We start from the raw sequence: 24,855 nt of genomic DNA on the forward strand, positions 1-24,855 counted from the left end.
CTTGAATCTCCGATTCGAGATTTGTAAGTGGCTCGTCGAGGACGAGAACTTCCCAGTTGTGAGCATCTTCGTTTTCTTGAGCGAACTTAGCTAGTGTGAGTCCAAAAGCCAAGGTTCACTAATCGACGTTCTCCACTACTAAGTCGATTGTAGGATCTAGAGCCTTCTGATCCAGTACCTGGGAACTCTAACTCCCCTTCTGGAGACAGGCTAACATTAGTGCCCAAATCAGGTGCAATGCTCTTGTAGATTGTCGAGAGACGGTCAGTAAAATCGTCACGAATCTCTTCAAACGCTTCCTGTTCAAGTCTATCAATCGCTTGTTCTGCTTGCTCAATCGATTCATCGATCGAGGCGAGCAGCTCCTGTCTAGATTCGAGCTGTCCCTCCAATCCTTCTTTGGCTGATTTAAATTCTGATAATTCCTCTTGATGATTCTTGAGCTCATTTGATGTTCGCACCTGGAGCTGCTCCATGTCGTGTTCAGCCTGTTTAAGGGCAGTTCTCACAAATTGATTCAGCCCTTCCAACTCTGGGTCAGCTTCTTGTAGTTCTGTGATTTCAGCTTTCACCGAAGCCAGTTGTTCTTCCAAATCAGCGATGTCTTGCTTGATCTTCTGAATCGTCGTGTCTGCATTGTCAACCTTCTCGCGGAGCCGATTACGAAGTTCTGAAAGATCTCGTGGACGCCCACATTGTGGGCAGTTACTAGGAAGTCGACTTCGGGCAATGGATTCCTCAACCAAGCGACCACAGACGGGGCAAGTGAACTCTTCGATTGCATCTATAAGTAAATCATTTACTTCTTGCGTATACCGTGATGCGTCACTAAGCTCCTCACGTTTCTTTTTTAAACTGTGTTCAATGGTTCGCCGCTCGTCGTACAGTTCGCTGAGGCGTTCCGCAACCTCGTCCTTCTTTTGAAGTCGGGCACTAATAATCTTGATTTCTCCCGAATCAATGAGTCTCTGAAGTTCTATTATATTCTCAATTCTATTTTCGGTCCTCGAAATTGGGAGTGACTGTAAATCTCGCTTGAGTTGGCCAACGCTTGGACTGTCTTCCCCTCGTCGTCTGATCTCTTCGAGATGCTTTAGATCAGCTTTTGCTCTCCGATGTCTCTCAATCTCAGATTGATTTCCACTACTTAGAATACCTCGAATTCTGTCAAGAAGTTCATCACCGTTCAAGGTACTGATAGGCTGATTCGGTGGGCTTGATGTAATGAACTGTAGCCGTACGCTCTCTTCAGGTCCGACGAACCTTTCGACACCTTCTGTCGCGTCGAATAAGTCGCCATCATGTTCAAACCGATGACTCCGTTCTCGAAGTACCGCATCGGAATTGTCAAAATGGAGGTTTACTTTGCTGCGCTGCCCTGGTGAAATTCCAAAGGTTCCGGACCTCCCGTATAGCCCGTACAGTATCGCATTGAATGTGAGTGTTTTTCCAGAACGGTTCCCACCGTATAGCAGGAGATCCCTTCCACTAACGGATTGTTGGGTGATTGTCGGGCTCTCATCGATTGCGAAGTTTTCAATTTCAAGTCTACTGATTTTCATAGTTTTCCTCGTAGGGGGTCGACAGTTCTGTTGCTAATCTATTCAGTTCGCGATATGATCGAATTGTTAACGTCCGAAACGAGAGTAATGACAAAACAACTCCGCCGACAACGCCTTTCCAACCAATCGCAAAATAGCCCGTTATTGGTATCGCGATTGTAAGAATGAGCCCTGAAAGGATTGAGATATGGTGACTATAGGCTTTCTCATCAAAATCGTTAATTGAAGATTGAATCTCCTCTGAGGCCGAGTGGTAGAAATCACGTTCACCTGTTATTTGCCTAATGGTCCTTGCGGATTCAATCAGGTTTCCTCCAGCCCAGAACTCATTGAGCTGATGATTCAAAACCACAACAGCAAACATGACCAGAAGTGCGGGAGCCGCGGCACTGGCCATTGCTATGCGGTCAGAGGTGACCAAAGGGATTTCCCAGTAGAGAAGTATAAACAGAGAATATAGATACAGAGCAAGTGCCCCCCAACCCCCGTTTTTGATCTGAGAAGTAAGACCCATTCTAAGTTCGGTTGACAATTAGATGTGTCAATAATAAAAGTCTCGGTGGCTGATGTGTTTTGGTGCACCTCAAATCATGGGTGCAGCAAAAAGGACGAATCCTGCGAGCAGTACTGGAGCTTCATTACTGATTTTCCAGTCACCAATATCGTTGTGTATCATATAGTAACCCAGGAAAACGACCACGCCGAGCGTTTGGACAACTACGAACTCCGAATGGGCATAGATGAACTCTGGGAGCACTATCGTTACAGCAATACTGAGAAGGGTCATTAACCCAACGCGGACTAAGAACGTGGTCTCTTTTGTATTGAATGAGCCAGTGATGAACGCGAAGTACGAATTTCCTTGGGAGAAGAGCATACTACCTATAATCGACAGTACGATACCCTGAATCGCCGCGATGAGAATCCGATCCATCGTGTATCCGTACGCAACATCGAATCCATCAAGCCTATACAGAAAACCCGTGATGACGTCAATTCGAAATACGATACCTGCACCTAATCCTACTGCTATCAATAAAAAATAGAGCTCCCAGTTATCATATCGACTAGCCTCAAATTGGTCTTGTGCCCAATCTATCATTATCTGAAAAAACAAAACGTTAGACGCCGATATAAACATTCAGAATCGCCAACAACTCAAGGTGTGCTTTTACATCCTGAGAGGGTGCGGCGTACAGACGAGACGCCTCGCAAACTACCAATGGCGACGAGACGGATCTGCGAGGGCGGCTTCGACGAAGAAGCCTCGTTACGTTAGGCCATCCAAGTACGACATACAGATAGAAATTGGTCGAAGTCGTCTCAGAGAATCATACTTCGGAGTCGTATACATCCGACCGAGAGAGGTATCCTCGTTGGCTGAAGAATTCCAGGAGCTGTTCAGGAGCGAACTCGCCTTGCTGCATCCGTACCATCGCTGCTGCGAAAGCGGGTGCGTCTAACAAGAGGACTCCAGTCTCTCGGGCGGCGTCCCTCGCTTCGTCGGTGAATGCCGGTGCCCCGACTGTAACGAGGGCGTCGCTACTGTCGCGGGCCTTCTTGAGAACCTCTGTTGCATCGTCTGTGCCGACCTCTCCGTTCAGTTCGACCTTCGATTTACACTCTAGTGCGATCTCGAAGGGCTTCCCCTCGTAGGTTTGGAGGTAACCTCCATCGTCGCTGTAGATGTAGCAGTACGCCTCGGGATCGTATCCGGGACCATCCTCATCGACTTCGTTAACTTCGATACCAGAGACTCGGTCGAGTTCGTTGATCACGCAATTCTGGAACTCGATCTCCCATGTAGACAAGAGGTTCCGGAACGCTTCCGCGTTCAAGCCCTGCTCGTGGACATCAAGTAGGACTGCCTCCTTGTCCCGTTCAGTGCCGTCAAGCAGCCGGTTAATTGCTCGTCGCTTATATCTAAGTGCTCGTCTGCGTTTCATTTTGGTCGCCAGCTCTTGGACGGAGACGTCGAGGAGATCGTCCGGCGAGTCGATGCCAACGCGGGTCCGGAGGTCGATGACACGCCGTCGGTTGCGTTCGATTCCGTGGGTTGCAAAGGGAACACCCTCCTCGCTGAGTCCAAAGTCGATGCGCTGTGCGAGCCGAGAAAGTTCGTCTCCATATTCCTCATGAAGGGCCGATTGTGCTTCTTCAAGAACTTCGGCCACAGAGGAGAGGATCCGGACGAAGATAGGTGCGATTCGCTCCCTGACGTCGGCTGTTCCCCAATAGTCGTCGTTAACGCTTCGTTCCTCGTAAATAGTAGTGAGCTGTTCCTCCCCAATCCAATCGTAGATGACGAGCGCGGTCGTGATCACGTTGTCGAACTCATCGGTTTCAATGTGGGTGAGGTTAAGTTCGTTCCTAATTTCGTCCCGCTGTTTCCAGTACTTTCCGGCCATGAATAGGCGGTATCCCATGTCAAATTCAGGCGACGCAGCGATCGTTATCAACAGGTGCTGGATATCAATCTCCTCGGTAGTCTGGAGATAGTTTATTACCAAATGGATCGAGTGGGGGCTGATGAGTTGTTTAGAGGCGGCTGTTCCGAGTTGAGAGAGGTGGAACTCATTGGAAGAGAACTCAAGCATGTTCCACCGACTGAGGTCTGTCACGGCTTCGCCGACACCGTCACCGATGTCCGCGTGGGTCACGTCTTGGGCATGGCCGAGAAAAGTCTGGTTCAGGAACTCAAGCAACTTGGGCATCGAAGGACAGCTCCGGACCAAGTTCAGCAGCACGTCGTAGTGTTCTCCGAAGTCAATCTGAGATTGTAGGGGGTCGATGTCGCCGTTGATGTAGTTCGCAACGGTAGGTATGCCCTGGTTCTGATTCGTTGCGAACAAAACGGACTCTCCGGGCTCATCTATACGTGGGCGCCCCGCACGTCCGGCCAAGTTCTTGTACTGGCTGACGAGCATATCTGAGCGTCCGAGCTTCGGTTCGAGGATGAACACGCGTTTGATGGGCAGGTTGACGCCAGCTGCAAGTGTGCTTGTGGCGACGACAGCTTTGATGTGTCCTTGGTCGAACCCCTCTTCTAAGACGGATTTGGCGTGTCTGGAGAGTCCAGCATGGTGGAATCCAATACCGCTATCCAGGCAGTTCTTCAGCTCACCCTCCGTTTTTCCGCTGTCGGGTCCGTCCTCAATCTGTTCCTTGAGCGATTTGAGGGCCGCCCTGTTCAGTCCAAAATCCTGTGACCGCTCCCGTGAGTTGATGAAGTTTGCCAAGCTGGTGGCTGTCCTCTTCGTGTCGTTTCGGGTCGGGGCGAACACGAGGGCCTGCCCCATCTTATCCCACTCAGCTTCGGAGATTAGGAAATCAAGGATGGCGTTGGTTTTGTAGTTCCCGTTGAGGTGGTCCCCTATGTCCTCAGTCCGGATCTGTTCACCATCTGCATAGAACCTGATTTCCCGCTCTTGATCAAGCAGATGCCTTCGTGAAGTTCGTTGTGTCGCCAGTCGGGCGAGTGGCTGAACGAACCGCTAAGCCAGTCACTGACCGCTTCCGGGTTCGGTGTGGTCGCGCTGAGTCCGACGATACGAACGTCCGGATGGTTCATCATGAGGTCGGTGATTGCGACCTCAAGATTGGGACCACGGGTGTTGTCGGAGACCATATGAAACTCGTCGACAATGGCGCAACTGATTTCCGAGACGTAGTCGGGGTAGTTGCGGAGATAGTAATCGAACTTTTCGTAAGTCATGACGATGATCTGTGACTCGAACAGTTCAGCGGGATTTGGGTAATCAGTCTCTGTCGCTTTCTCGATATCAAGCCCCATCTCATCGTCGAGGTGCTGGTCAAAGTCGTCGTATTTCTCCTGGGCAAGGGCGACGTAGGGGACGAGGTATACCGCAGGGTTGCCGGATGACACCCATTCATTGACAGCGATAATCTCGGCAATGAGCGTTTTCCCTGTTCCCGGTGGGGAGACCATTAAGAAATTCACATCGTCGGTGGCACCCTCATCCAACGCTTGGGTCTGGGGCGGCCACAGCTTTTCGATACTTCGATTCTCTTGTAGATGCTCGATGTGGTCATCCCACAACCCGTATGATTCCCCGATTTCGACTAAATCCCCTGAAGTCATAAATGGTCAAATAAAGCCAATTACAATATATCTTGGTGGCGAAGGGGGGAGGCAAACAAGACCGAATGTTGGTTAGCGCTCGGTGAGCGCGCGAAATAGATGGGGTAACGAATTATGTGTGTTCGTCCAAGAACTGTTTTGCGTTGTCGTCCCCGTCGTTGAAGTAGTCCTCAGCGATGTCCAGCGCGGTTCGCCTCGTTTCCGGGTCTTCGACAAATCCAGGTTCAAGGATGGTGCGGTCGTATAGAACAATCACTTAATCAAACTCTGGCTTTCGGACGTACTCATCGAACCAGCGAGACGCATCTATCCGAGAAATTTTCCGCAGCCGGCGGAGTCGTAACACTTCCTCGGCTATCTCTGATGTCTCTGACGGCAAGTCCTGCTGAACACCCTGCAGGTAGTTGTTCCGCAGCACAAGGTTCCCGTAGTTGAGACCGATATCGACATCGATCTCCCGGTACGTCTGGAGGTTGTCGTGCTGGTACTCACGGTATCCCCGCTCAATACCTCCCTCAACAAGCCCCTGCATCAGGACTTGTGTCTCCTGCTTGCCTCCGGCGTACATCCCGTAGCTGAAGAACTCAAAAAGAGCCAACCAACTCCAGAGCAGCTGGTCAATGTCTGGTTGGGCCGATGTCCGTCCCTCATCGTCCAACTGTCGACGCTCCCGTCGACCAGTCGTAGGCGGGTTCGAACAGCTGCTGGATGTCTGCAAGAGGGAGGTTCTGGGCGATGATGTGGAAGTCGTAGAGGGAGTTCTTGATTCTTTCTCGGATATTGTACCGGCGTACATTCTGGGCATTCTTGTCGAGATTTTCACCAGCTCGGCCGAGAAGGATTTCCCGGTCGCGCTTGGTCAGGACGCCCCGGTCTCGTTCGACCCAATCGAATTCTTCGGACATATTAGCTTAGTAGCTAATTGTTAGCCCTAAGCACTTAGTCGCTAGGCTCAGGGTGCAAATTGATTAATTTCATCCTCGTTCTGGTTGGTCATGCATGTCCGGACTTGGACTACTCGCGGCGGTAGCGATGTTCGCACTGACAAATGTATTCGCAGGGATGCTCCCGACAACGTTCACCGGTGACGCCCAGCTCGCCGTTTGGCTGGTCGCGCTCGTCGTCGCCATTGCCAGCTACATTGCGGTTGAGCAGGCGATGGCCGGTACGCGGTGAAGAAGGGCAGCCCTCCTCGTAGATCGATTGCCTAAATAACGTCAACCGCGGAAGGAGAATAAAAATGGAGGTCGCGCATTGAGAAGAGGTTTGTATTATTGATGAAAACGAAGGGATATGGTCGACCCGTTGGCGCACTGGAATGATATTCTGACCGTCCTCGCGTTCGCCGTCGCCGCTACCACGGGCTATTTTCAGATTCAGGACTTTCGCAAACGCCCGGCTCAACCCTCACTCATACACGCGATCAATCCAGAATTCCGCTCACGCAGTCTGGGGGAATCCGACGGCCTCCGGGAAGCTTCGTTCAACTTCTCCGTAGAGATTGAGAATAAAGGGCGTAACGGCTTCAGCGTGTCTCGTGTGACTCTCACCCCTCAGCACGGAGACCCGGCGGAGGTGGAACTGCAGGATGGTGAGCAAAGCGACACAACCCAATTCGACGGCCACGCTTCGCGTGAATTGTCTTTCAGGAGGACCACCACGCTCCCCAACTCTCACCCGGATGAAATTGTAGCAACAATCGAGGTGGAGACGCCAGCCGGGAACGATTCCTTACAGACGACTTTTACGTGCCTGGAGCGCCGCTGATCCCATCCGTTGAACCGGGCGCGCTGTTCGCAAACCATTCCGTTAGTTTGAATCTCGGCGTACATCCGGACCTAGTGTTCTAACAGTGGCATCACGTACTTCAGATGCTGGTACTCCACTGAGTCACGTTCGAGATCGCTTTCCTGCGCGATCCTAACCTCCTTCAGCGAGATGGGGTCTATCGACTCCACACCACCGAACTCGTCCGGGAGGCCGTCCATCGGCCCTGACCCTCTGTCCACCAATCGCTCGGTAGTGAACGTGTTCAGCATCACCCGGTCGCCTTCGTAGTGGTCCTTGAACCGCCTGAAATGTGAACCCAGAGGGTTGTCAAAGTCCTGCGCCATTATCACTTGAAACCGATTCTGGTAGTGCTCTCTGATCTTCCCTTCCTCAATCTGTTTCCGCTCGACCTCCTTCGCGGCCTCCTTCAGACTCTCTCGTTCATCGGAGGGATAGATGTAGGTCATATACCCCCCTTCGTTCAGTTCAACAAGGCTCATTTTGATGTTACCATCTCGGTCAACGTCCTCGTCGTAGTTCCATGCCCGAATCGTTTCGAGCGCGACTCGGGCAATTTCCTCGTCGTCGAACAACAGGCCAATACCCCACATCCCGCGGTCATACTGGTAGAGGTTGCCCTGCCACGCACCCGAATCCCACGTCTCCGGCAAGGGCTGGACAAACATACTCTGCACCATCAGGGAGATGCGTTCAAAGAACAGCTCAAGGGAGGCCAACGTGACTGCGAGGACGATACTGATCGGTGGAGGAATTAGAAGAAGACTCGTAAGGATACCTAGAGCAGTGACTGTTCTAGAGCCCCATACGACGAAGCTCTCGTACCGTTCGTCGAGGACTACCTTCGGTTTCCAGCCATCCAACTCAAAGCGAATGTGTCGTTTCAGACCAGCCCTTCGCATATGCAGTTTCGAGCGAGCGACAGCAAGGCGCGATCGGAGACGGTCGGCAAGAGAACGAAGACGAGTAGACATACTCTCCAAATTTCGGTAACAGATTAAAAAGGACTCCGCCGTCTCACAAGCGGCATGTCCCACCCCTTGTCGTCGACCACCAAACACACACGGCCAGTAATCCGGTTATTCACTACATTGACACATCACTCGAGGCGGCACTGTCTAGTTAAGCCAGTTTGAGGAACGAGCAGGTCATTGAGTGAATTGGTCATGACGCTCGCAGACCTGCTCAGCGAGTGCTTTGCGACCGATTTAGAAGAAACTTGGGAGCGTGAGCGGACGGCAACGCCCGTCAGGGCGTTCGCCGTCCAGCTCCACGCGACCGGTTGTTCACTCAGAGAGACAAAAGAAGTTCTTCGATTACTCGGCGTTGAACGCTCCCACCAAGCGGTTTGGCAATGGGTACATCGGCTGGCTGACAGCGGTCACAACCCGCCTGAGGCGAAGCCGAAGCGGGTTGCGGTCGACGAGACCGCTGTCAAAATCAATGGCGAGTGGTCTTGGTTGTACGCTGCAATAGACATCGAGACAAAGCTGATTCTTGACGTCGAATTGTTTGGACGACATGGTACCGACCCGGCTGCTGCGTTTCTCCATCGACTTTCCGAGAAACACGATCTCTCAGACGCTGTGTTTCTCGTTGATGGCTACGGCTATCAGACTGCCCTCTCTCGATTAGGATTGAGCGGTCGGCTGGACTACGTTGAGCGAAACCTCATCGAAAAGTGGTTTCACACCCTCAAAATGCGAGTCGACCGCTTCCATAATTCGTGGGTGGGCAGTCACGGAAGCGTCCGCGAGTGGTTCATACAATTTGCGCAATACTACAACTTTCAAAGACCACATCAAGCGCTCGACGGACGAACACCGGTCGAGGAGGCGATTAACTAGACAGTACCCTCGAGGCCGTGGTGGCCGTCCTTTTACTCCTTTCCCGAGATCGGGATTAGTCAGGTATCCGCTCGTCAGAGATGTCGAGACTGTAATCCTCACCGTTCTTTACCCTCCGAAACAGTTCGATGGCCTCCTCGGAATACCGACGAGGATTCCCACCTCCTTCGAGGTTGATGTGATAGCGATTATTGAAAGCCCGAATGTCGACACCAGTCTCCTCCTCGATTTGGGCGATTATATCTTGATTCAGGGGTGTGTAGTGGTCAAATCCGATCCGCTCAGCAGCCTTCTCAGGGGGGATGGTGTGGTCAAACTCAACTGGAGGTACCCCATCAACGTCATCGCCGAGATAACCCAGCACCGTCCGTAACTCACCCTGATTAGTCGCCACATCCTCTAACCGCTGAACGTCCACGACTTCACCCCCTGATGACATTGAAGATACGACATCGTAGGTCTGTGCGAGTAGACTGCGAAGATACCGAGGATCGACAGCCAGTTCGTCACCCTCAGCAAACGCCTCAAACACCCAGTCGAAGTCGTTGGCGACGATACTCTTCACGCGGAGGTGACCACCGTCATCCAATTTGATGTCGTGTTCTCGCGGGTACTCATCTCGATCTTCGGCATCCTCGTCCCATTGGAGGAAGTAGATGTCTTCTGTGATGGTCTGGTCGTCGCTCAGTACCTCGTCGGCCCACGTGAGTACCTGCTGGACGTTGGTGTCATCTGGTCGGTAACCAACGATGAGGAGCGGATGTTCGGCGAAGTACGTCAGCATCTTTGAACTGAGGTACCGTCGGCGGTTGTTGAACTCGTGATAGTCTTCCTCGGTAAGTACGAGAGACCTTGGGTCGGAAACAGATCCATGGATGTGTAGAATCTCGCCGATGTTCCGGTACCGCGTTCGTAACACTTGTTCGCCGACAACGACCCGGTAGGAGGGAATTTCTTCGGGGTTAATCACCTCATCCCTGTCGAAGCCAGCACTTCCCACACGGTCATCGTCCAGTAGATTGTCGTCGGTGACTTCCTCGTTGAAGATGGCTTCAAAGAAGCGGTCGTAGTTGGTAGTAATGACCGCGTGGGGCTGTATCTCCTGCAGCAGTTCAATCTCCCGTAGGCCGCGTCGAGCGAGATCTTCTCGTGAACGGTTTCCTCGTTCAGATCACCAACTATCTTGGGAGTCTTTTCCCGGATATGGTCGGCAATCTTGGCCTTCAGGAAGACATCACGGTCGTTCTCGTGGTCAAATAGATCGTCATTCCATCCGACAAGTTCGCTCTCGTCATCCTCCTCGTCGTACTCACCGTAGTCGCCCCATGCCGACTCGGCATACTGTTCAGCGAGAAACTGGCCGACCTCGGGTGGATCTCTAGTCTGCCGGTAGAAACCGTACTTCTGTTCAATACCGTTGCAGTCCTCCACGAGCGTCTCTAGTAGTCCATCCCAACTGGGAGCCCCGAAGTACCGAATAGAGAGGCCAGTGCCGGCGAAAATAACGGGTTGACAGTTGGCTCTCGTAACTGTCTCTTGAATATCGGCGACCATCTCCTCTCGGTATTCCTCGAAGTCAGTCATGCGGTCAAATCCATTCCCCCACCTAATGACAGTGTGGGAATACGTGCAGGCAATTACTCAGTGAGGACGGCAACGAGTTCCACCGCGAATACGTCGTCCACGGTGACGACAAGCATGCTGATGGAGATGTTTCACGTCAATACATTCGAGAGGCGTTTCGAAGGACAAGTTGGCACGGTGTCTTCCACATTCAGCTACACAGTGAGATCATCAGAAACCCGATAGAAGAGTCTCAAACACGCTGACAAAGCGACTCTCTGAAATCAACAATCATATACACATGAGCCAATTTGCAAAATTTGGAATCCCCCCTTTCAGACGGTCACCCATCTAACGACTAGTCTATCAGCAGGAAGCATTCTTAATCGAGGAGTTCGATGGTTCACATAAATGTATAGACGGACAATTGAGGCGCTGGAACATTTCACTGACTACGTGGAATTCGAGCGCTTGTGTTCAGATATCCTCGCACGTCAGGGTTATGAAGGGATTGACCCACAAGGTGTCGAAGGAAAAGACGGTGGAAAAGACGCTCTGGTATATGCGGAAGATGGCGATATTGTCTGTCACTTCAGCACGGCGAAGGAATGGCGGTCAAAACTCCGTAGTGACCTCCAGAAAGCAAACGAGAACGACCTCTCTGGAGAGAAGTTCATCTTTGTAACTAACCGCAAGGTAGGAGGTACAGAGAAAGATAGCGTCAAGGAGGAAGCTAAAGACGAATACGGATGGGCCTTAGATTTGTATGACGCAGAGCGGCTTAGAGTTCTTCTCGACAATTACCATCAGGACCTTCGGGAGGATTATTTGGAGATATCTCCAGAACCCGGCCTAACTACTGACCTTGGTGAGCGAGCAGAGAATCATCACACAGAACGGGTGAGAAAGATTCAGCAGGGCGAGGCACCCGTAGATTTCGAATCAGACTCTGCCCTCATCATTCATATTGTCCCTAAAGATGCGTTTTCTAATCCTTACCAAATTGAGGTCGGTGAACTGTCGTATAGGACTGACAAAATGAAGCCACTAGGAAGAAACGTCGGGGGTGGATTCTCACTCAACTCAAAGGGTGCGGTCTATACTGATACTAATAGGAGAACTGACAGTCTCGATGGCTACGTCCAGGTCTTCAGAACTGGAATCATCGAATCAGTTTCGACAGGTATATTCGATACACTGAATCTCGATGATGACGGCCCTTACATCCCGAGTCAGGACTTCGAGTTCTTCTTGACACTTCGGGTCAAAGAATACCTCCGCTTTCTACAAGCACAGGGAATTGCACTCCCAGCGTTCATTTGCCTCACTCTCACTGGGGTTTCGGGGTTCAATTTGCTAACGAATAACCCAATGGAAATAGTCAATCATAATTACTTTGACGAGGATACGATTCAACCTCCGAAAACAAAAGTCGTTAGCTACGAGGAAGACGTTCGAGAGCTGTTAAGCAACCAAATTGACGTGGTTTGGAACGCTGCTGGGAGAGCACGATCTCCACTTTATGATGAGGAAGAAGGATGGGACTCGGAGTTGGCGGAACACATAGACGAATGGATAAACAGTAGTCGTTAAAAGTAGACAGAGCTGTCCCAACTCCGACAACCAGATTATCCTTGGTGAAGGCGACCAGTGTCTACAGAAGGATCTGTTACATGCGGCTCTTTCCTGCTACATCCACGCTATTGAGTGGGTGATTTTGAGCTACAAGGTAGTTCAGGAAGAGACAGATTTGGTGGAGGAACAGAGAACAGAGGACAAGCATTTTACTTTCCATCATTTGGTAGCTAAAATCCGGAACTGAACTCCTGCTTCACAGAAGACAATCAGTAAGCTGGAAAACATGAATTCTGCTGAAAGACGATGGGCAGCACATCATTAAACGGGAGAGGTAGAACGAGCCGAAGTCGAGAACGTTCGATCAACCCTATTTCGACTAATCGACGAATTCACTGAGAAGTAATTAATGCCAATAATCAACTACATTGCGACTACTGTTTTGCACGACAGTAATCTTATTTTATCGGTGTGACAACAGCCAGTAATGACCAAGAAGCGAAGTGATAATCAGCGACTTGAAGATCTCTCTCGCGGGAAAGCTCAGGTTCTGTTAAGCCAATTCGTTGTTAATGAGCTAGACAATGATTTTGGTCTTGATTTGGAGGTTGCATTAACCGAACAAGACACGGACGATGTTCAAAAAGTAAGTGCTCAGAATTTCTATATTCAGTTGAAAGCCTCCAGTAGCTTCGAAGGCGATAAAGCTAAATTTGATATTCGGACTGCTGACCTGAAATTTTACATCCAACAGAATATCCCTGTGGTTCTCGCTCTTTACGGTGAGGAATCGGACACATTCTACTGGTGTGTGGTTCAAGAATATGTCTGGAATAAATTAGAACGTGAAAAGCCGGACTGGAGACGACAAACGACCTGCCGAATAAAGGTAGACAAGGACTACACTTTTGAGGATTTGGACATCCTGAACCGTACTGTCGAAGACGTGCAAAAACGTATCTTACGGCGTCAAAGCCGAGGGCTCGATATTGGTGAAGGGGTCGCCATCAATGCCTATGATTTTCGTGATATGGATGACCAAATCGAGTCCGACATTATGAATTACAAAGGTCATTCTCTTCTGAAATCAAATGAGTTGATGAAACAAGGGAAAGAAAGCGAGGCCCGCAAAATAGTTGAAGAGGTACTTCAAGCGCCGAAGGACGATGAGGGTAAGGTGAAATCTATCCTTGCAAGACTATTCTTTATAGATCCCATGGATCCCGATGCCGCAATCCAAGTTCTGGAGCTTAGCACCCATGGGATTGAATTGGCTGAAAAGTTGGGGTTGGTTGGTGATGAACAGTTCCTTCGTGTGCAGCGTGAAATAGCGAAGCTCTACATATTGCTGGATAAGCAGCGAGATATTGCGATCATCGGCTCGATTCAGGAAGAGGCAACGTACAGTGGTGGCGATGTCCTTGTACCCCTTTCTATGGAGGAGAGAGAGCTATTGGAAAAGAAGCTAGAAGTGTCTACCGAACTGAACAATGCATTAGCGGCGTTGCTTGACGAAGGCTTATTCTTCGAATATGCAGTCTGTCTGTCAGATGTCATTGATTTTATTTCTCGTCAAGTAATGGGATTCGTAGCGCTACGAAAAGTTGACCGTGACGCGCTTTCTGAACGAGAGCACCCATTTGTGGAGCAAGCCGAGCAACTGATAGACTTCCTACCGGAGCGTGAGGAAGCATACAACCTGCATAAGAGCTTAGCACTCTATCGACATCATACTTGTAATCCGGATACTGCACTTGTTCACGCCGAGAAGTGCGTTGAACTGGCCGAGCAATTAGAGGATCAGCGTTTGATACCTTTGAGCCACGATTTGGTGGAAAAGATCAAAAACGAGCCAGATCCGTATGCGGAATTCTCCAATCCCGACCTTCCTGAGGATGACCGTAACTTAGAGATGGGGGAACGCCAAGACATGATGAAACGTATAGTGGAACACTTGGGTCATGACGTCGACAATCCGACCAACGAATACGAGATTGCGTTGAGACAGGGGATCGAAGATGCTGACCCCACAGAATACTTTCGGCACTGTGAGCATCTACGGATGCGATACTATACTACCAGTACCTTAGGCAAGGCAACCGGGGTTCACACACTCGGAGAAAAGGTAATGTGGTGTAAGCACGGCGGGCATATATCTGGCTCTAACTTAGAATCAATATTCTCCAAGTTCAAGAATTGTTACTGCGAAGGTTGTGAGTATCACTCACCTCGCGGCAGCGATTGGATGTGTACTTTTGGCTGGTATGAAGATCAGATTGAATTTGGCGACTTTGCTGAGTTTCTGGTAGAATACGAAGGGGAGCATTTCTCGTAAGTAGCAAATTCTTCAATTAGTTGGTTTTCAGAAGCCGCGCTTATCTCATTTACTGCTTTATTCTCCAGCATATCCACGCACGTAGTCGCTTCTTGTTCTGCACCAAGACTGAACAGAGCCAGTTTCAATTTACTATAGATTCTGCTTCGGAACTCCGTGTACTCAATCAATTCTTCGAACAACTCCTCCAGCGAGGAACACTTCTCAGATAGAATCTCTTTAGCAATCCCGGTTTTAATGATTCCCGAGCCTATTTGCTCGAATTCTCCTTCTCTTGTTCTAGCTCCTGAATTCGTGTCTGTAGTTCCCGATTTTCTCGTCTACTTCCTCGTTCGACTCTGTGGCTTCATCAGTTTTCGAGGTTGAGATTCGAGAAAATCTTCGTTGTCGAGTAGCCGTGCTTCTTGGACTTTGTAGAAGAGGTGCTTGCTCGGACTGCGGTTGAGTTCATCAGTTCCGTTTTAACACTCTGCTTTGATGTGGTTATTGAGTAAATCTTCGCTAGTGTAGTCTCGTCCGCGAGACCCGTATTATCCTGCCAATTAGTCATCTGGTACCAGATGAGTGCCCTATGTAATGGGTTGGAAATTAGGTTCTCTGAGGACGGCGTTAATAGCCGTCTCAAGGCCTCAATTCGGGGCTGTGCCTAGAAGCGCGACCCTCGGCACTCATAGGACACTTGCTCACGAAGATTCGGGTCAGGCTGTTCACAGTCAACCAAGATTCGCACCCTCACTTTTCCACCTAAGCGAGGCTATCAAGGCAATCTACTCGTTTGTACTGTAAACGTGAGGTTTCAATCAGCCTTCCCAGAATGCACGCTGCCTGGCTTCAATCTCGACAAGAGCCATTGAGAGGACATCGCGCCAATCGCTGGGATGCGGTGAATCATCTCCAGGTGTCGGTGCATCTGGACCGGGATGGATGTGGTCGCGAGCGTTGTGCTCCGACGGGTGGCGGTCCCATCGATGATCGAACGTCCCCTCAACGTGATCCTCGTGGTAATGGAGCGAGAAGTCCCCGTTCTCGAACCAGACAATCTCTACTCGAGCATTTTGAACACTCGGGGGGTAAAACCGCGTATCGTACACACAGACCAGCCGCTCAGGGGCGAATTCAGGTCGGTCGACTATCTGCGTGAACCGCTCGTCGGTAGCAAATCTATCTCGAATGACGTCCAAGCGGTCAAAATCAACTGGGGCACCTGAAACTGAATGGGACCCACTACTCTCATCCCACCCTGTCATACCGCCGTTCGCTGATCAGCAGCGTCACCCGACTCGGTTGCTAATGCCCGCTCAAGCAGATCAACCCGGTGGCGAGCGGTCTTCCACGCAGAAACGGCCTCCCAAACATCCTCTATCGATTGATCAGTAGTCGATGCGTGCTTTGAGAGAGAGACCGCTTCCGGCGACGCGACATCAAACTCCTCGGACAATTCCTCTGCCCGTGCTGCTTCGTCTTTCAAGAAGTCAAGGAGCTCCGCCGTTGAGTATTCATCTTGGAGCGCTTGGACCCGTCGCCAGTTCAAGTATGATTGGTTGCGTACATACGTGGCCGGCGACTCGGTAACCTGCTTCACGATACCCATCTGTTCGAACCACTCAAGGTACTCTCTCGCGGCGTCGACGCCGTGGCCTGCGAGGTCAGCAACTTCGCTGGCGGTCGCTGGAGTGCTGAGCCCAAGCACAGCGTCAAAAAAATCGTCTCGCGTCCGCTCTCCACGGACAAGTTCCTCTGGCGAGGTCAGGACGTCGAAATCTGGCGCTTTAGTTCGCTCCTCGGCATTGGCCTGTAGTTCAGAGCGCGGTTCTTCCATACTCACACCACGTGATTAACAGGAATAAATCTTGCTAGCACGGACTATTCCGTCTACATGATTCGAGAGGCTGTATTAACCAACAGGCCGGCTAGATACACCCAGTTGTTGGTTAACACAGTTGTCGATGTCTCATATCCGATGTAGTGCATTATTACAAGTACACTGGAAATGAGACATCTGGACGTTGAGATTGAGTAGCGTTAGTTCGTCACTCAGGATAGAATCTCGTCGCAGGGAGTAGAGGGTCGGGCCACGAACCATTTGGCACACTCAACGCGACGACTGACGTGTCCACCGAGGTCGAGGTTGAAGACCCTCCCCCCCCGTCATCGATGTGTAAAACCGTGAGAAGAGATGGGGGGAAAAGATGAAATGAGGGCAAACCGGACGTAACAGCTGTATATATGCACGAGAGGCAGTAACGCCCTAGAAATAACCTCTCTAGAAGTTATGACTATTGTCTGACGAAGTTTTATGTATCCACCAAGTTAACCGAACCCGTAGTGGAGCTAAAGTGAATATTGACTAAGTAATAATTTATCCGACCGAACAAGATCTACCGTTTTGAATGACCGTTATTCTGATCGCTCTTTTCCTTAGAATTACTAGCGTTAGACCTTCTATTCTTGATTGAGTCCGTTCGCTTTGTCGTCTCTACCCATCGTCTATCGGTGATTTACACATCGATTGCGGGGGGAGGGGGTTGCGTTATTGACTCGAGATAACTCGTCAAAGCCTTCCTCCCTCGTTTGGGCGAGCGATCTTCCTAATCAGTAGACTCTCACAAGAATGGCCTGCAGTATTGGCGACTTGAACTCCTCGTTCAGTAACACTAGACTGCCTTGATAGGTTTCGTACAACCAGTCACTCTGTCGATATCAGTTACACTTCGATGACGGGGGGAGGGGTTGGGAACTTACACATCGACGACGGGGGGTGTGTCTACACTCGTCCTCCACGAAAAGCGTCCACCTCAGCTCTAATGGAAGTCCTTCAGTTGTGCATTGACCACCGTTCGGAGGAGTTCCTCTTGCTCGGCAATACTCTCCAAACGAGTATCCTCCGTGATCCGTTTCATGATACCCGTGGGGTCACCCGTGAAGGTGAACTCCATGTACATCCCGCCACCGCGACCTCGACTCTTCCTTGACGTCGAAATCAATCCATACGTGGAAAGCTCTTTGATGTACTTGACGTACGTTTCCCGAGTCATCTGATCCGCGTCGAGTTCGTCCGTTACCCACTGATACACTTTGAATCCGACGGGGCTCGGAACGGAACTTCCTGAGCGCTTTGCGTAATGTGCGATGGCAGCAGTAGCATACAGGGAGATCTTTTTCTGTGTCGTGAGTCCCTCAACGAGCTTTAGTGAACGATCCTTGTCGATCTCTTCCTGTGACTCGCGGACATGGTGTTCCTCAACGCTATCGTCACCACGTTCATCGGCGAGGTCGCCAGCGCCACGGAACAGGTCGATGGCCTTCCGAGCATCGCCGTGACTTTGTGCTGCGAAGGCAGCGACGAGTGGAATCACGTCATCAGAGAGCGCATCCGTTCGGAAGGCGTCGCGGCGATTCTGGAGTATCTCGCGCAACTGGTTAGCATCGTAGTCCGGGAAGTATACGTCTCGGGGGTTGAACGAACTCTCGGCTCGGCCGTCGATGTCCTCCATGAACTTCGGATCGTTCGTCAGCGCTGCGACGGATACTCGTCCCTCAATCTCGTTCGTGTTGCTGGCTCGCGAGAGCTGGTAGAGCAACTTCGAGTAGGCGGGTTCGTTGTTAGCACGGCGTCCAACTAGGAGGTCGATCTCATCGAGGATGAAGATGACCGAGTCGTAGTGGGTGTTGATAAGTTCGTAGAGACGTCGGTACTTCCGTTTAGTCGACACGCCAGTTTCGGGCACACCCACTTCTGCGCCGACGTCTTTTGCGACTGTCTGGACGAGTTCGTAGACGGCTTGGTCGAGGGTATTGATCGGCTGGCAGTTGATATCGACAACCCCGAAGCTCTCACCCCTCGATTTGCAGAGATCGACGATCTGCTGCGTCACGGCGCCGATAATAAGTGATTTACCAGTACCGGCAGGGCCGTAGAGAAGCATATTTGGCGGCCGGTTTCCTTGGAGTGTTGGTTTCAAGAACGACACGACGGACTCGAGTTGGTCGTCGCGACCGACGATTCGCTCTTCGTCGATAATGGTGTCGGGCTCAACGAGGTCACGGTTGACGAAGACTGACCCGCCACCATCCTCGTTGAGCATATCTCGGATCGACTGCTGTGTGCTTCTCTCAACCTCGCCTTCGGAAACTTCGGGGGGCGCGTTGTCGACAGCAGTGTCTTTCTGAGTGACCTTGGACGCGTCTTCTGTCTGTGATTGCGTTCTTTCATCTTCCAACGTAGATTGATCAGTACCACTCTGGTTGCTGCCGGCCATACTTCTGCTGTGTGTCGGAGGTGTTAAAAAGATTGACCTCCATCGATGTATATATCTACGCGTTGTTTGAGCTACCCCCCGAATTCGACATTCTGGATTTTATTGGGTGAGTACCGGTTACGAAGTATATTGTAGCGACCCACACCCCGTGTTCGAAGTGTAAAATCAGGAAGTTCGACTGAATTTGGATACTACTATGTTGTTGTCATTCAACTAATTTGTCAGCCACACCCCCCGTCGTCGATGTGTAAACCGAACATCTCCTGCAGCCCTCGACTGGTACTCTCCTGCATATACGGCACCCCCCCATCATCGATGTGTAAAAGTCGATTCCTGCGTACGGATATACAACAAAGAAAAGGGGTCACTCCGGTCGAACAACGTCATCACACGAGTAGCACTCCGCGAACACGCCGGTTGTACCATCTGCTTCTTCAAACTCAATCAGCAATTGATGCGGCGCAAGCTCGTCACCACAGTCAGGACACCGACCAAGTATCGTTGAATCAGTCGTCATGGGGGAGTTGTGGAGACGTGTGTGACACAGATTGTCTCCAGTAGTAACCACGTGGTGTCACAGCAAAGATGTTTGGCCAAGTACCAACGTGGTGTCCACCCAAGGCCGTTTACTGAATCACGAGATACTACGTCTCAACAAGTCATCTCAGGTCGTATCCCCACTCACGGAGGACTTCTGCGATTAGCTCGGGGTTCCGCTGGGCAACAACCATCGCAGCCTCTCGGTAGTCTGATTTGTAGACCTTCTCATCCAGTAACTCTTCGAGTGTATCCTGAAGCTCGGCCTCGCCATCAATTACCTCTTCACGAAGAAAGTACGGAACCTGCTCGCGACCCTCATTTACCTTATCACGGCGGAGCTTGTACGGGAGTGAATCCATCGTCGGCCGCTGAGATTCGGATTTGTGGTCTAACTTATCTTTTGACTCCGTCTCGGTCTCTTCGGTGTCGATGGACAGGGGTTCAGTAGTGGTGTCGTCTACTGTTTCGTTGATCCCTTGTTCTTCAGGTTGCTCAACATCACCTTCAGAATCGTCGAGACCAGCATCTCGTGAGCCAGATTTGAGTCCCATCACGCAGTCACCTCGGGAGCTTCAAGCTCGGCTTGTTTCTCGAGATATCGGGCGAGTTCATCGAATTGGTCGAGTGTCTTGAGTTCGTAGTCACGCTTTCGGTCGCGATGTTCCTCCACGTATCTGTATGGGCTACACTGCTGTTTCCAGCACCCTTCCATCAGAGAGCCACGTTCCCCGATCACGACCGGGACAGGGAAGCCACTTTCACGAAGTTCTTCGAGAATCTCCCGCTGGTCACGTGTGTCTTTGTACCCGATAGGGAGGACTGACAGAACACCCACATCGACGTCGATGCTCTGTTCCAACCCGTCGACGAGGTCATCGAGTCCTTCAATCGACTCTTGGCCTTTTGCAGTCGCCTCAAACGGTATCACGACGTTTCTGACAGCAACTAGAGCGTTGTAGAGGATGGGACCTGCCTTACCAGCAGAGTCGACGATGATTACATCGTATTCATCTCGAACGTTCGCTTCACGGAGGACACGATGCAGTTGGTGGTACATACTGTAGGACTCACCGAAGTTCTCGGCCTGCTGTTTCTCGTTGAGGAGGAACTCATGGAGGTCCTCGAGCATGTTGTGCGAGGGAATTAGGTCGATCCCACTCTCGACTTCGATGGTGAGGTCGTGGAAACCACCTTTCGGACGGCCGACAAGATGTCGGACGAGGTTGTCGACTTCTGGGTCACCGCGATCGTAGTCAGGACCGAAGAAGTACGTGAGGCTCCCGTTTTGTGTATCCATATCGATTACGAGGACCTCGTGTCCTGCGCGTGCGTGACTCGCTGCGAGCGTCGCGGCAGTCGTCGTTTTGCCGACGCCGCCAGCCTCCGAGACGGGGGCATAAGTGAGCATTACGAGAGTATTCAGTAGACATGAATATAAATCTAGGTCAGACATTGTAGCGACATCACCCAGCTATATTGTATAGCTATAGTGTATGGCTATATCCATTGGTTTTGCTGACCATTGATGATCCGAACCATACTCTGTGGACTAAATCGGGAATTTCGGCCTTAAGAATACCTGACAGTAGAGATTAGCTGGCCACCTATACACCTATAGTGCCTGACTATACTCCCCATACTTCTTGACTGGGGGTTGACGAGTGGGTAGGCCAGACACCACTTTTGATATAGCTATAGCTCATGACTATACTATCTGGCTATACTGATTTCACAATCAATGCCACCCTGAATGGCGATCATAGACAAGAGCAGTTGCAGACTATAGTTGTATTTCCTACCTATACTCTTCAGTAATAGTCGCCACTATCCTACAACACTGAGCAGTTCCATGCTCAAATGAGGATCTGGAGAAGATTATCAAGTGTGTGGTCGTGCGAGACCGGCGTCAAGAATAGGCGTACTTTCCAGCAGCACACGTCAATCGGCCAGATTAGAGGCATCAACGGAATAGCTCAGCAGTAGCATGCGAACTACAACTATACTTCATAACTATAGTATATATCTATATTTTAAAGTTATAGTAATAACTCACCTCACTGAGGAGACCTAACCAGAACCAACTCAGTTGTCGTTGACTGGGCCTTTATATTTGGATTTGATTTTGTCACCCTCTCGCCACTGCCAGTAGTAGTAGCGATTGTCGTTGATCTCTTTGATCGTAATCGTCGCCTTCGTGGGGACATCATCTGGAAGGTCGTCGGGCCGCTCTTTGAGTTCCCCTTCCGGTGTATCTTCCTCGAGACGAGCCGCGCGCTCCTTGTGTTCGGCCAACTCTTCGGCATAGCGGGCAACGTCTCGAAGACGGTTCTGCCCCAACTTGTTGAGAGCGTTGACGACTTCGCTGGGGAGATTCGTCGGCGGCGTCGGTGGTTCGTAGGACATCGGCTGTTGACTCGTGTTAACCAACAACCGACGCTAATCAAAAATTTTGTTGGTTAAATTGATGACGCCGACTTCCTGCTTCGAGCTAGGTTACAACGTGATGCGACGCATCGTCCAACATTCGGGCGCAAGCATAGACTTCCTCGTGGACAAGTAGCGCCAGTTCGTCACTCTGGGCGGACAACTTCGTCGCATGAATAGCACTCTGCGAACACGCCAGTTGAGCCATCGCTATCCTCAAACTCGATGATCGACTGGTATGCCTCAATCTCTTCGCCACAGTCAGGACATCGACCAAGTATCGTCGAATCACTCGTCATAGGGGATTGTGGAGACGCATGTGATACTGTTGTAGATAGAGATGAAGCCACTTCACGAAGGAAGTAGAAAGTTGAGTACGTTCTTCACCCTTGTGCAGCGACCTCGGTATCATCAGTCCCAACGCCAAGGTCGTACTCTACGTGGATATGGCTGTACCAGACGACCGGCCGCTTTGATCGGCCATCCTGCTCAAATTCGACAAGTCCGAGTTCTGCGAGGTCGTTGATAGCGGTCGAGACGTTCTTGATGTCACGATCAACGAGCCGCGTGAGTTCGCGGAGACTCTTCGGTTCTTCGCGGGCAGTAGTCCGGATAAGTTCGAGATTTTTTTTCGCGCAGAACACGTGCAAGTGCAGCCTCGTCTGGAAGTGAGACGCCAGTGTGGTCATCAGTCAGTTCACCAGCGTCGGCTTTCGCTGCGGCTTCGAGTGCACGGTCGAAGAACTCGTCGTTCGATTCGACGCGGACGGTGAGTGTGTTTTCGGTCATGGTTTGTGGTGGAGATGATTCCTACTGGTATTCCGGTGCGTTTCTACAGGCAGAACAGCCCAACCGTTCTGTGAAATTGAGTTCCGCTGCATCTTGAATCTCCCCGACAAGTTCGCAGGGAACTTTAGGCCAAGAAGTAGGTGTTCCCCCTGACAACGCCTATTGATGCGGATACTGTGCCGTCTCTGGCTTTCAACAGTCTCCTCGCTAGATAACTCGCCACTCTTTAAATACTCTGTCAGACACACCACTCTTGCCAGTAAAAACTAGTATCCCCCAACGACCTCAGATTCGTCGCACTTCTATTGGGAGAACGCGTCGATCGAGACCTTCCAGCGTCCAAAGAGTACTCTGGAACAACTACTCCGGCAAGTCTATTACTCTCCGTTACATTCTGTTACATATGCCCGTTGACTTCGAAAATTACCAGCCATCGGATCTTCCAGGACCGAATACGAATGGGCGGACCATTCTTCGCTTCCTCGCAGCGACTCCAGAAACAGGGTATCGAGCAGGTGAGATTGCTGAGGCGCTCGACATCCCACGAGGAAGTGTTGGGACGACGCTTAGCCGACTCCATAATCAGGGGTTTGTGCGTCATAAGGGCGAGTATTGGGCGATCAATCTCGACGCCTACGATGCACATACTGCGAGCTTGATTGGCTTGGCCGCCGTGAGCGAGCAGTTTGAGGGCGACTACTACGACGAGAATCCGGACTGGGATGCAAATCTCCCTGATCTCGATGAGTATGAAGATGCAGACTCGGGTGCAGAGTGAACCGTCTCGGGATCAAGCCCTGAGGCACTCGCCTTGTTTTCTCTGTAGAACAAGAATGGGGTGGTGCCGCAGCGAGCGACTGGCCTTCGGTGAGTGGCAAGTTAGTTTCGAGCTTTGGCCCTTTGCCGGAAGTCTTATCACGAATTATGGATAATTCGTAATTGAAATGGCGCAATCACCTCCCCGGTCAGGCCGCCCACCAATTCAGCAGCTTCAGACGGTGGCCGACCTCCTCGACACACCCACACTTGCTCGGCTGTATGCCCATATCTTACAACACGGACCGGTCACCGTGTCCGAGTTGGTCGGCAAACTCGATATTCCACAGGGAACTGCCTACGACTATATGCAGAACCTCGAAACAGCTGGGTTAGTAGAGAAAGTCTGTGAGCAGCGTCCGTACGAATACGATGCCGAGTCGATCGCACTTACGCTCTCGACAGACGGTGAAACCCAAACGATCACACCAGCACTTATCGCCGCTGTTGCCCGGCGCGACCAGGACGAGGACATCGACATCTACATCGAGCGACATGGTTTCGACGGCCTTGCTGTCGCCCTCGAGTACGCTTCCGAGTACGTCGACGGGACGGTCAACCATCGGATTGCGGCCCGGGAACTTGACCTTTCACCGCTTGAAGCCGAGATCATTCTCCAGGCGCTGGAACCAGTTGCCACTGAGTACGCCGGTTCCGGTGCATGAAGACGGTGTATATCGCTGATACCGGTGTCTTCGTTCGGTGTGGTGGGCCAGACAAGGACAAGTTTCAACGGCTCCGTCGAGCACTCCAACAGGCTGGTGTCTCATTGCGTGTCCCCCAACGCGTCTACGAAGAACTCGGTGGCGATCCGGCAGCGGACGCGTATCCCTCGGGAAATATTCCCTATCCCGATGGATTCGAGGAGGGCTGGATCGTGGTTGCCGACGAACTTGACTACACCAACCCGCTTGTCTCGACGGTGATGGACGAAGCCCGCCGGTTTATCGCTAACGAGACTGGCCGTGACGAAGATATCACCGAGAAAGCGGACACGGCACTCGTGGGGCTTGCTGCTCAGGTACTCGATACAGAGCAGGCGGATCACGTCGTTCTCTTGACGACCGACAAACCGGCGGGTCGGGCGGCCGAAACACTCCTTCCTCAACATGGCTTCAGTGACCGTATCGAATTCCGATATGTCAGCGTTGAGTATCTCGAGACGATCACGGCCAATGAATTTCGATAACACAGCAACGAGGTGAGGACCGATGAACGACGATCATCCTCCCGTTCCAAAACAACTCTCGCCGAA

At 51.2% G+C, this 24,855-nt stretch carries 24 protein-coding genes and 1 pseudogene; 8 read left to right on the forward strand and 17 right to left on the reverse strand.

The features are described 5' to 3' along the window. Nucleotides 1-86 precede the first annotated feature (86 nt). The 7 genes from ATB1_RS21465 to ATB1_RS22345 all read right to left on the reverse strand — a co-directional run bounded on the left by ATB1_RS21465 (nucleotide 87) and on the right by ATB1_RS22345 (nucleotide 6,569). A complete protein-coding gene (locus ATB1_RS21465) occupies nucleotides 87-1,562 on the reverse strand; it encodes an AAA family ATPase (protein WP_128081421.1) in 1,476 nt (491 codons plus the stop codon). Continuing rightward, nucleotides 1,549-2,094, reverse strand: coding sequence for a hypothetical protein (locus ATB1_RS06790; RefSeq protein WP_128081422.1), 546 nt, complete (start codon nucleotides 2,092-2,094; stop codon nucleotides 1,549-1,551). The genes ATB1_RS21465 and ATB1_RS06790 overlap by 14 nt, the downstream gene beginning before the upstream one ends. A gap of 51 nt (nucleotides 2,095-2,145) precedes the next feature. Then, nucleotides 2,146-2,664 (reverse strand): hypothetical protein, encoded by a 519-nt coding sequence (locus tag ATB1_RS06795; protein WP_128081423.1) that lies wholly within the window; start codon nucleotides 2,662-2,664, stop codon nucleotides 2,146-2,148. Nucleotides 2,665-2,893: 229 nt separating this feature from the next. Continuing rightward, nucleotides 2,894-4,861 carry a helicase-related protein gene (locus ATB1_RS06800; protein WP_042662836.1) on the reverse strand — a complete coding sequence of 656 codons (1,968 nt, stop codon included), beginning with the start codon at nucleotides 4,859-4,861 and terminating at the stop codon, nucleotides 2,894-2,896. Nucleotides 4,862-4,935: 74 nt separating this feature from the next. Beyond that, nucleotides 4,936-5,664 (reverse strand): DEAD/DEAH box helicase, encoded by a 729-nt coding sequence (locus ATB1_RS06805; protein WP_042662838.1) that lies wholly within the window; start codon nucleotides 5,662-5,664, stop codon nucleotides 4,936-4,938. A gap of 256 nt (nucleotides 5,665-5,920) precedes the next feature. Beyond that, entirely contained in the window at nucleotides 5,921-6,322 is a 402-nt protein-coding gene (locus ATB1_RS22340) for a hypothetical protein (protein ID WP_198526053.1), read from the reverse strand. Then, complete coding sequence (locus ATB1_RS22345; RefSeq protein WP_198526054.1) at nucleotides 6,312-6,569, reverse strand: hypothetical protein; 258 nt, start codon at nucleotides 6,567-6,569, stop codon at nucleotides 6,312-6,314. Before ATB1_RS22345 ends, ATB1_RS22340 begins: the two co-directional genes overlap by 11 nt. A 94-nt stretch (nucleotides 6,570-6,663) precedes the next feature. Between ATB1_RS22345 and ATB1_RS22350 the strand changes: the two genes are divergently transcribed. Further along, a complete protein-coding gene (locus ATB1_RS22350) occupies nucleotides 6,664-6,840 on the forward strand; it encodes a hypothetical protein (protein ID WP_198526055.1) in 177 nt (58 codons plus the stop codon). A 117-nt stretch (nucleotides 6,841-6,957) separates the two neighbouring features. Beyond that, nucleotides 6,958-7,431, forward strand: a complete 474-nt coding sequence (locus ATB1_RS06815; protein WP_042662839.1) for a hypothetical protein — start codon at nucleotides 6,958-6,960, stop codon at nucleotides 7,429-7,431. Between the two features lie 71 nt (nucleotides 7,432-7,502). Here ATB1_RS06815 and ATB1_RS06820 read toward each other — a convergent pair whose 3' ends face one another. Then, entirely contained in the window at nucleotides 7,503-8,315 is an 813-nt protein-coding gene (locus ATB1_RS06820; protein ID WP_241768110.1) for a hypothetical protein, read from the reverse strand. 303 nt (nucleotides 8,316-8,618) lie between these two features. Between ATB1_RS06820 and ATB1_RS06825 the strand changes: the two genes are divergently transcribed. Next, nucleotides 8,619-9,299 carry an IS6 family transposase gene (locus ATB1_RS06825; protein WP_042662843.1) on the forward strand — a complete coding sequence of 227 codons (681 nt, stop codon included), beginning with the start codon at nucleotides 8,619-8,621 and terminating at the stop codon, nucleotides 9,297-9,299. Nucleotides 9,300-9,354: 55 nt separating this feature from the next. On the opposite strand, the gene ATB1_RS06830 is transcribed toward ATB1_RS06825, so the two are convergent. Together ATB1_RS06830 and ATB1_RS23025 are read right to left on the reverse strand one after the other, a co-directional pair. Next, the gene (locus ATB1_RS06830; RefSeq protein ID WP_343122538.1) at nucleotides 9,355-10,380 is read right to left on the reverse strand and encodes an SIR2 family protein; all 1,026 of its coding nucleotides are present in this window, start codon (nucleotides 10,378-10,380) and stop codon (nucleotides 9,355-9,357) included. Then, complete coding sequence (locus ATB1_RS23025) at nucleotides 10,266-10,883, reverse strand: hypothetical protein (protein ID WP_241768111.1); 618 nt, start codon at nucleotides 10,881-10,883, stop codon at nucleotides 10,266-10,268. Before ATB1_RS23025 ends, ATB1_RS06830 begins: the two co-directional genes overlap by 115 nt. 390 nt (nucleotides 10,884-11,273) lie before the next feature. Here ATB1_RS23025 and ATB1_RS19815 point away from each other — a divergent pair, with 390 nt between their 5' ends. Next, entirely contained in the window at nucleotides 11,274-12,455 is a 1,182-nt protein-coding gene (locus ATB1_RS19815; protein WP_052367823.1) for a hypothetical protein, read from the forward strand. A gap of 469 nt (nucleotides 12,456-12,924) precedes the next feature. Continuing rightward, nucleotides 12,925-14,772 (forward strand): DUF4365 domain-containing protein, encoded by a 1,848-nt coding sequence (locus ATB1_RS06840; protein WP_042662845.1) that lies wholly within the window; start codon nucleotides 12,925-12,927, stop codon nucleotides 14,770-14,772. Between the two features lie 800 nt (nucleotides 14,773-15,572). Here ATB1_RS06840 and ATB1_RS20445 read toward each other — a convergent pair. The 7 genes and pseudogenes from ATB1_RS20445 to ATB1_RS06875 all read right to left on the reverse strand — a co-directional run bounded on the left by ATB1_RS20445 (nucleotide 15,573) and on the right by ATB1_RS06875 (nucleotide 22,784). Then, the gene (locus ATB1_RS20445) at nucleotides 15,573-16,019 is read right to left on the reverse strand and encodes a hypothetical protein (RefSeq protein ID WP_049913505.1); all 447 of its coding nucleotides are present in this window, start codon (nucleotides 16,017-16,019) and stop codon (nucleotides 15,573-15,575) included. Beyond that, the gene (locus tag ATB1_RS06850) at nucleotides 16,016-16,591 is read right to left on the reverse strand and encodes a hypothetical protein (protein ID WP_042662849.1); all 576 of its coding nucleotides are present in this window, start codon (nucleotides 16,589-16,591) and stop codon (nucleotides 16,016-16,018) included. The genes ATB1_RS20445 and ATB1_RS06850 overlap by 4 nt, the downstream gene beginning before the upstream one ends. Nucleotides 16,592-17,573: 982 nt before the next feature. After that, nucleotides 17,574-18,857 (reverse strand): orc1/cdc6 family replication initiation protein, encoded by a 1,284-nt coding sequence (locus tag ATB1_RS06855; RefSeq protein WP_042662905.1) that lies wholly within the window; start codon nucleotides 18,855-18,857, stop codon nucleotides 17,574-17,576. A gap of 833 nt (nucleotides 18,858-19,690) precedes the next feature. Further along, a complete protein-coding gene (locus tag ATB1_RS06860; RefSeq protein ID WP_008094382.1) occupies nucleotides 19,691-20,122 on the reverse strand; it encodes a hypothetical protein in 432 nt (143 codons plus the stop codon). Then, nucleotides 20,122-20,979: a ParA family protein gene (locus ATB1_RS06865; RefSeq protein WP_008094379.1), complete on the reverse strand. Its 858-nt coding sequence runs from the start codon at nucleotides 20,977-20,979 to the stop codon at nucleotides 20,122-20,124. Before ATB1_RS06865 ends, ATB1_RS06860 begins: the two co-directional genes overlap by 1 nt. Before the next feature lie 674 nt (nucleotides 20,980-21,653). Continuing rightward, nucleotides 21,654-21,974 (reverse strand): hypothetical protein, encoded by a 321-nt coding sequence (locus ATB1_RS06870; protein ID WP_042662853.1) that lies wholly within the window; start codon nucleotides 21,972-21,974, stop codon nucleotides 21,654-21,656. Between the two features lie 404 nt (nucleotides 21,975-22,378). Continuing rightward, nucleotides 22,379-22,784: pseudogene (locus ATB1_RS06875) on the reverse strand (winged helix DNA-binding protein). A gap of 403 nt (nucleotides 22,785-23,187) precedes the next feature. Between ATB1_RS06875 and ATB1_RS06880 the strand changes: the two are divergent. The 3 genes from ATB1_RS06880 (at nucleotide 23,188) to ATB1_RS24330 (ending at nucleotide 24,789) form a co-directional block, all read left to right on the forward strand. After that, the gene (locus ATB1_RS06880) at nucleotides 23,188-23,562 is read left to right on the forward strand and encodes a helix-turn-helix domain-containing protein (protein WP_042662855.1); all 375 of its coding nucleotides are present in this window, start codon (nucleotides 23,188-23,190) and stop codon (nucleotides 23,560-23,562) included. A 166-nt stretch (nucleotides 23,563-23,728) separates the two neighbouring features. Next, nucleotides 23,729-24,265: a helix-turn-helix domain-containing protein gene (locus tag ATB1_RS06885; protein ID WP_042662856.1), complete on the forward strand. Its 537-nt coding sequence runs from the start codon at nucleotides 23,729-23,731 to the stop codon at nucleotides 24,263-24,265. After that, nucleotides 24,262-24,789 (forward strand): hypothetical protein, encoded by a 528-nt coding sequence (locus ATB1_RS24330; RefSeq protein ID WP_042662858.1) that lies wholly within the window; start codon nucleotides 24,262-24,264, stop codon nucleotides 24,787-24,789. The genes ATB1_RS06885 and ATB1_RS24330 overlap by 4 nt, the downstream gene beginning before the upstream one ends. Nucleotides 24,790-24,855: the final 66 nt, after the last annotated feature.

This window comes from Haloferax sp. ATB1 (assembly GCF_000730175.1).

What these genes read in the sequence shown, in the direction of transcription:
- ATB1_RS21465 (WP_128081421.1), bottom strand. Translation starts at nt 1,562, where the DNA reads ATGAAAATCAGTAGACTTGAAATTGAAAACTTCGCAATCGATGAGAGC.
- ATB1_RS06795 (WP_128081423.1), bottom strand. Translation starts at nt 2,664, where the DNA reads ATGATAGATTGGGCACAAGACCAATTTGAGGCTAGTCGATATGATAAC.
- ATB1_RS06800 (WP_042662836.1), bottom strand. Translation starts at nt 4,861, where the DNA reads ATGGGGCAGGCCCTCGTGTTCGCCCCGACCCGAAACGACACGAAGAGG.
- ATB1_RS06805 (WP_042662838.1), bottom strand. Translation starts at nt 5,664, where the DNA reads ATGACTTCAGGGGATTTAGTCGAAATCGGGGAATCATACGGGTTGTGG.
- ATB1_RS22345 (WP_198526054.1), bottom strand. Translation starts at nt 6,569, where the DNA reads ATGTCCGAAGAATTCGATTGGGTCGAACGAGACCGGGGCGTCCTGACC.
- ATB1_RS22350 (WP_198526055.1), top strand. Translation starts at nt 6,664, where the DNA reads ATGTCCGGACTTGGACTACTCGCGGCGGTAGCGATGTTCGCACTGACA.
- ATB1_RS06815 (WP_042662839.1), top strand. Translation starts at nt 6,958, where the DNA reads ATGGTCGACCCGTTGGCGCACTGGAATGATATTCTGACCGTCCTCGCG.
- ATB1_RS06825 (WP_042662843.1), top strand. Translation starts at nt 8,619, where the DNA reads ATGACGCTCGCAGACCTGCTCAGCGAGTGCTTTGCGACCGATTTAGAA.
- ATB1_RS23025 (WP_241768111.1), bottom strand. Translation starts at nt 10,883, where the DNA reads ATGACTGACTTCGAGGAATACCGAGAGGAGATGGTCGCCGATATTCAA.
- ATB1_RS19815 (WP_052367823.1), top strand. Translation starts at nt 11,274, where the DNA reads ATGTATAGACGGACAATTGAGGCGCTGGAACATTTCACTGACTACGTG.
- ATB1_RS06840 (WP_042662845.1), top strand. Translation starts at nt 12,925, where the DNA reads ATGACCAAGAAGCGAAGTGATAATCAGCGACTTGAAGATCTCTCTCGC.
- ATB1_RS20445 (WP_049913505.1), bottom strand. Translation starts at nt 16,019, where the DNA reads ATGACAGGGTGGGATGAGAGTAGTGGGTCCCATTCAGTTTCAGGTGCC.
- ATB1_RS06850 (WP_042662849.1), bottom strand. Translation starts at nt 16,591, where the DNA reads ATGGAAGAACCGCGCTCTGAACTACAGGCCAATGCCGAGGAGCGAACT.
- ATB1_RS06855 (WP_042662905.1), bottom strand. Translation starts at nt 18,857, where the DNA reads ATGCTCAACGAGGATGGTGGCGGGTCAGTCTTCGTCAACCGTGACCTC.
- ATB1_RS06860 (WP_008094382.1), bottom strand. Translation starts at nt 20,122, where the DNA reads ATGGGACTCAAATCTGGCTCACGAGATGCTGGTCTCGACGATTCTGAA.
- ATB1_RS06865 (WP_008094379.1), bottom strand. Translation starts at nt 20,979, where the DNA reads ATGCTCACTTATGCCCCCGTCTCGGAGGCTGGCGGCGTCGGCAAAACG.
- ATB1_RS06870 (WP_042662853.1), bottom strand. Translation starts at nt 21,974, where the DNA reads ATGTCCTACGAACCACCGACGCCGCCGACGAATCTCCCCAGCGAAGTC.
- ATB1_RS06880 (WP_042662855.1), top strand. Translation starts at nt 23,188, where the DNA reads ATGCCCGTTGACTTCGAAAATTACCAGCCATCGGATCTTCCAGGACCG.
- ATB1_RS06885 (WP_042662856.1), top strand. Translation starts at nt 23,729, where the DNA reads ATGGCGCAATCACCTCCCCGGTCAGGCCGCCCACCAATTCAGCAGCTT.
- ATB1_RS24330 (WP_042662858.1), top strand. Translation starts at nt 24,262, where the DNA reads ATGAAGACGGTGTATATCGCTGATACCGGTGTCTTCGTTCGGTGTGGT.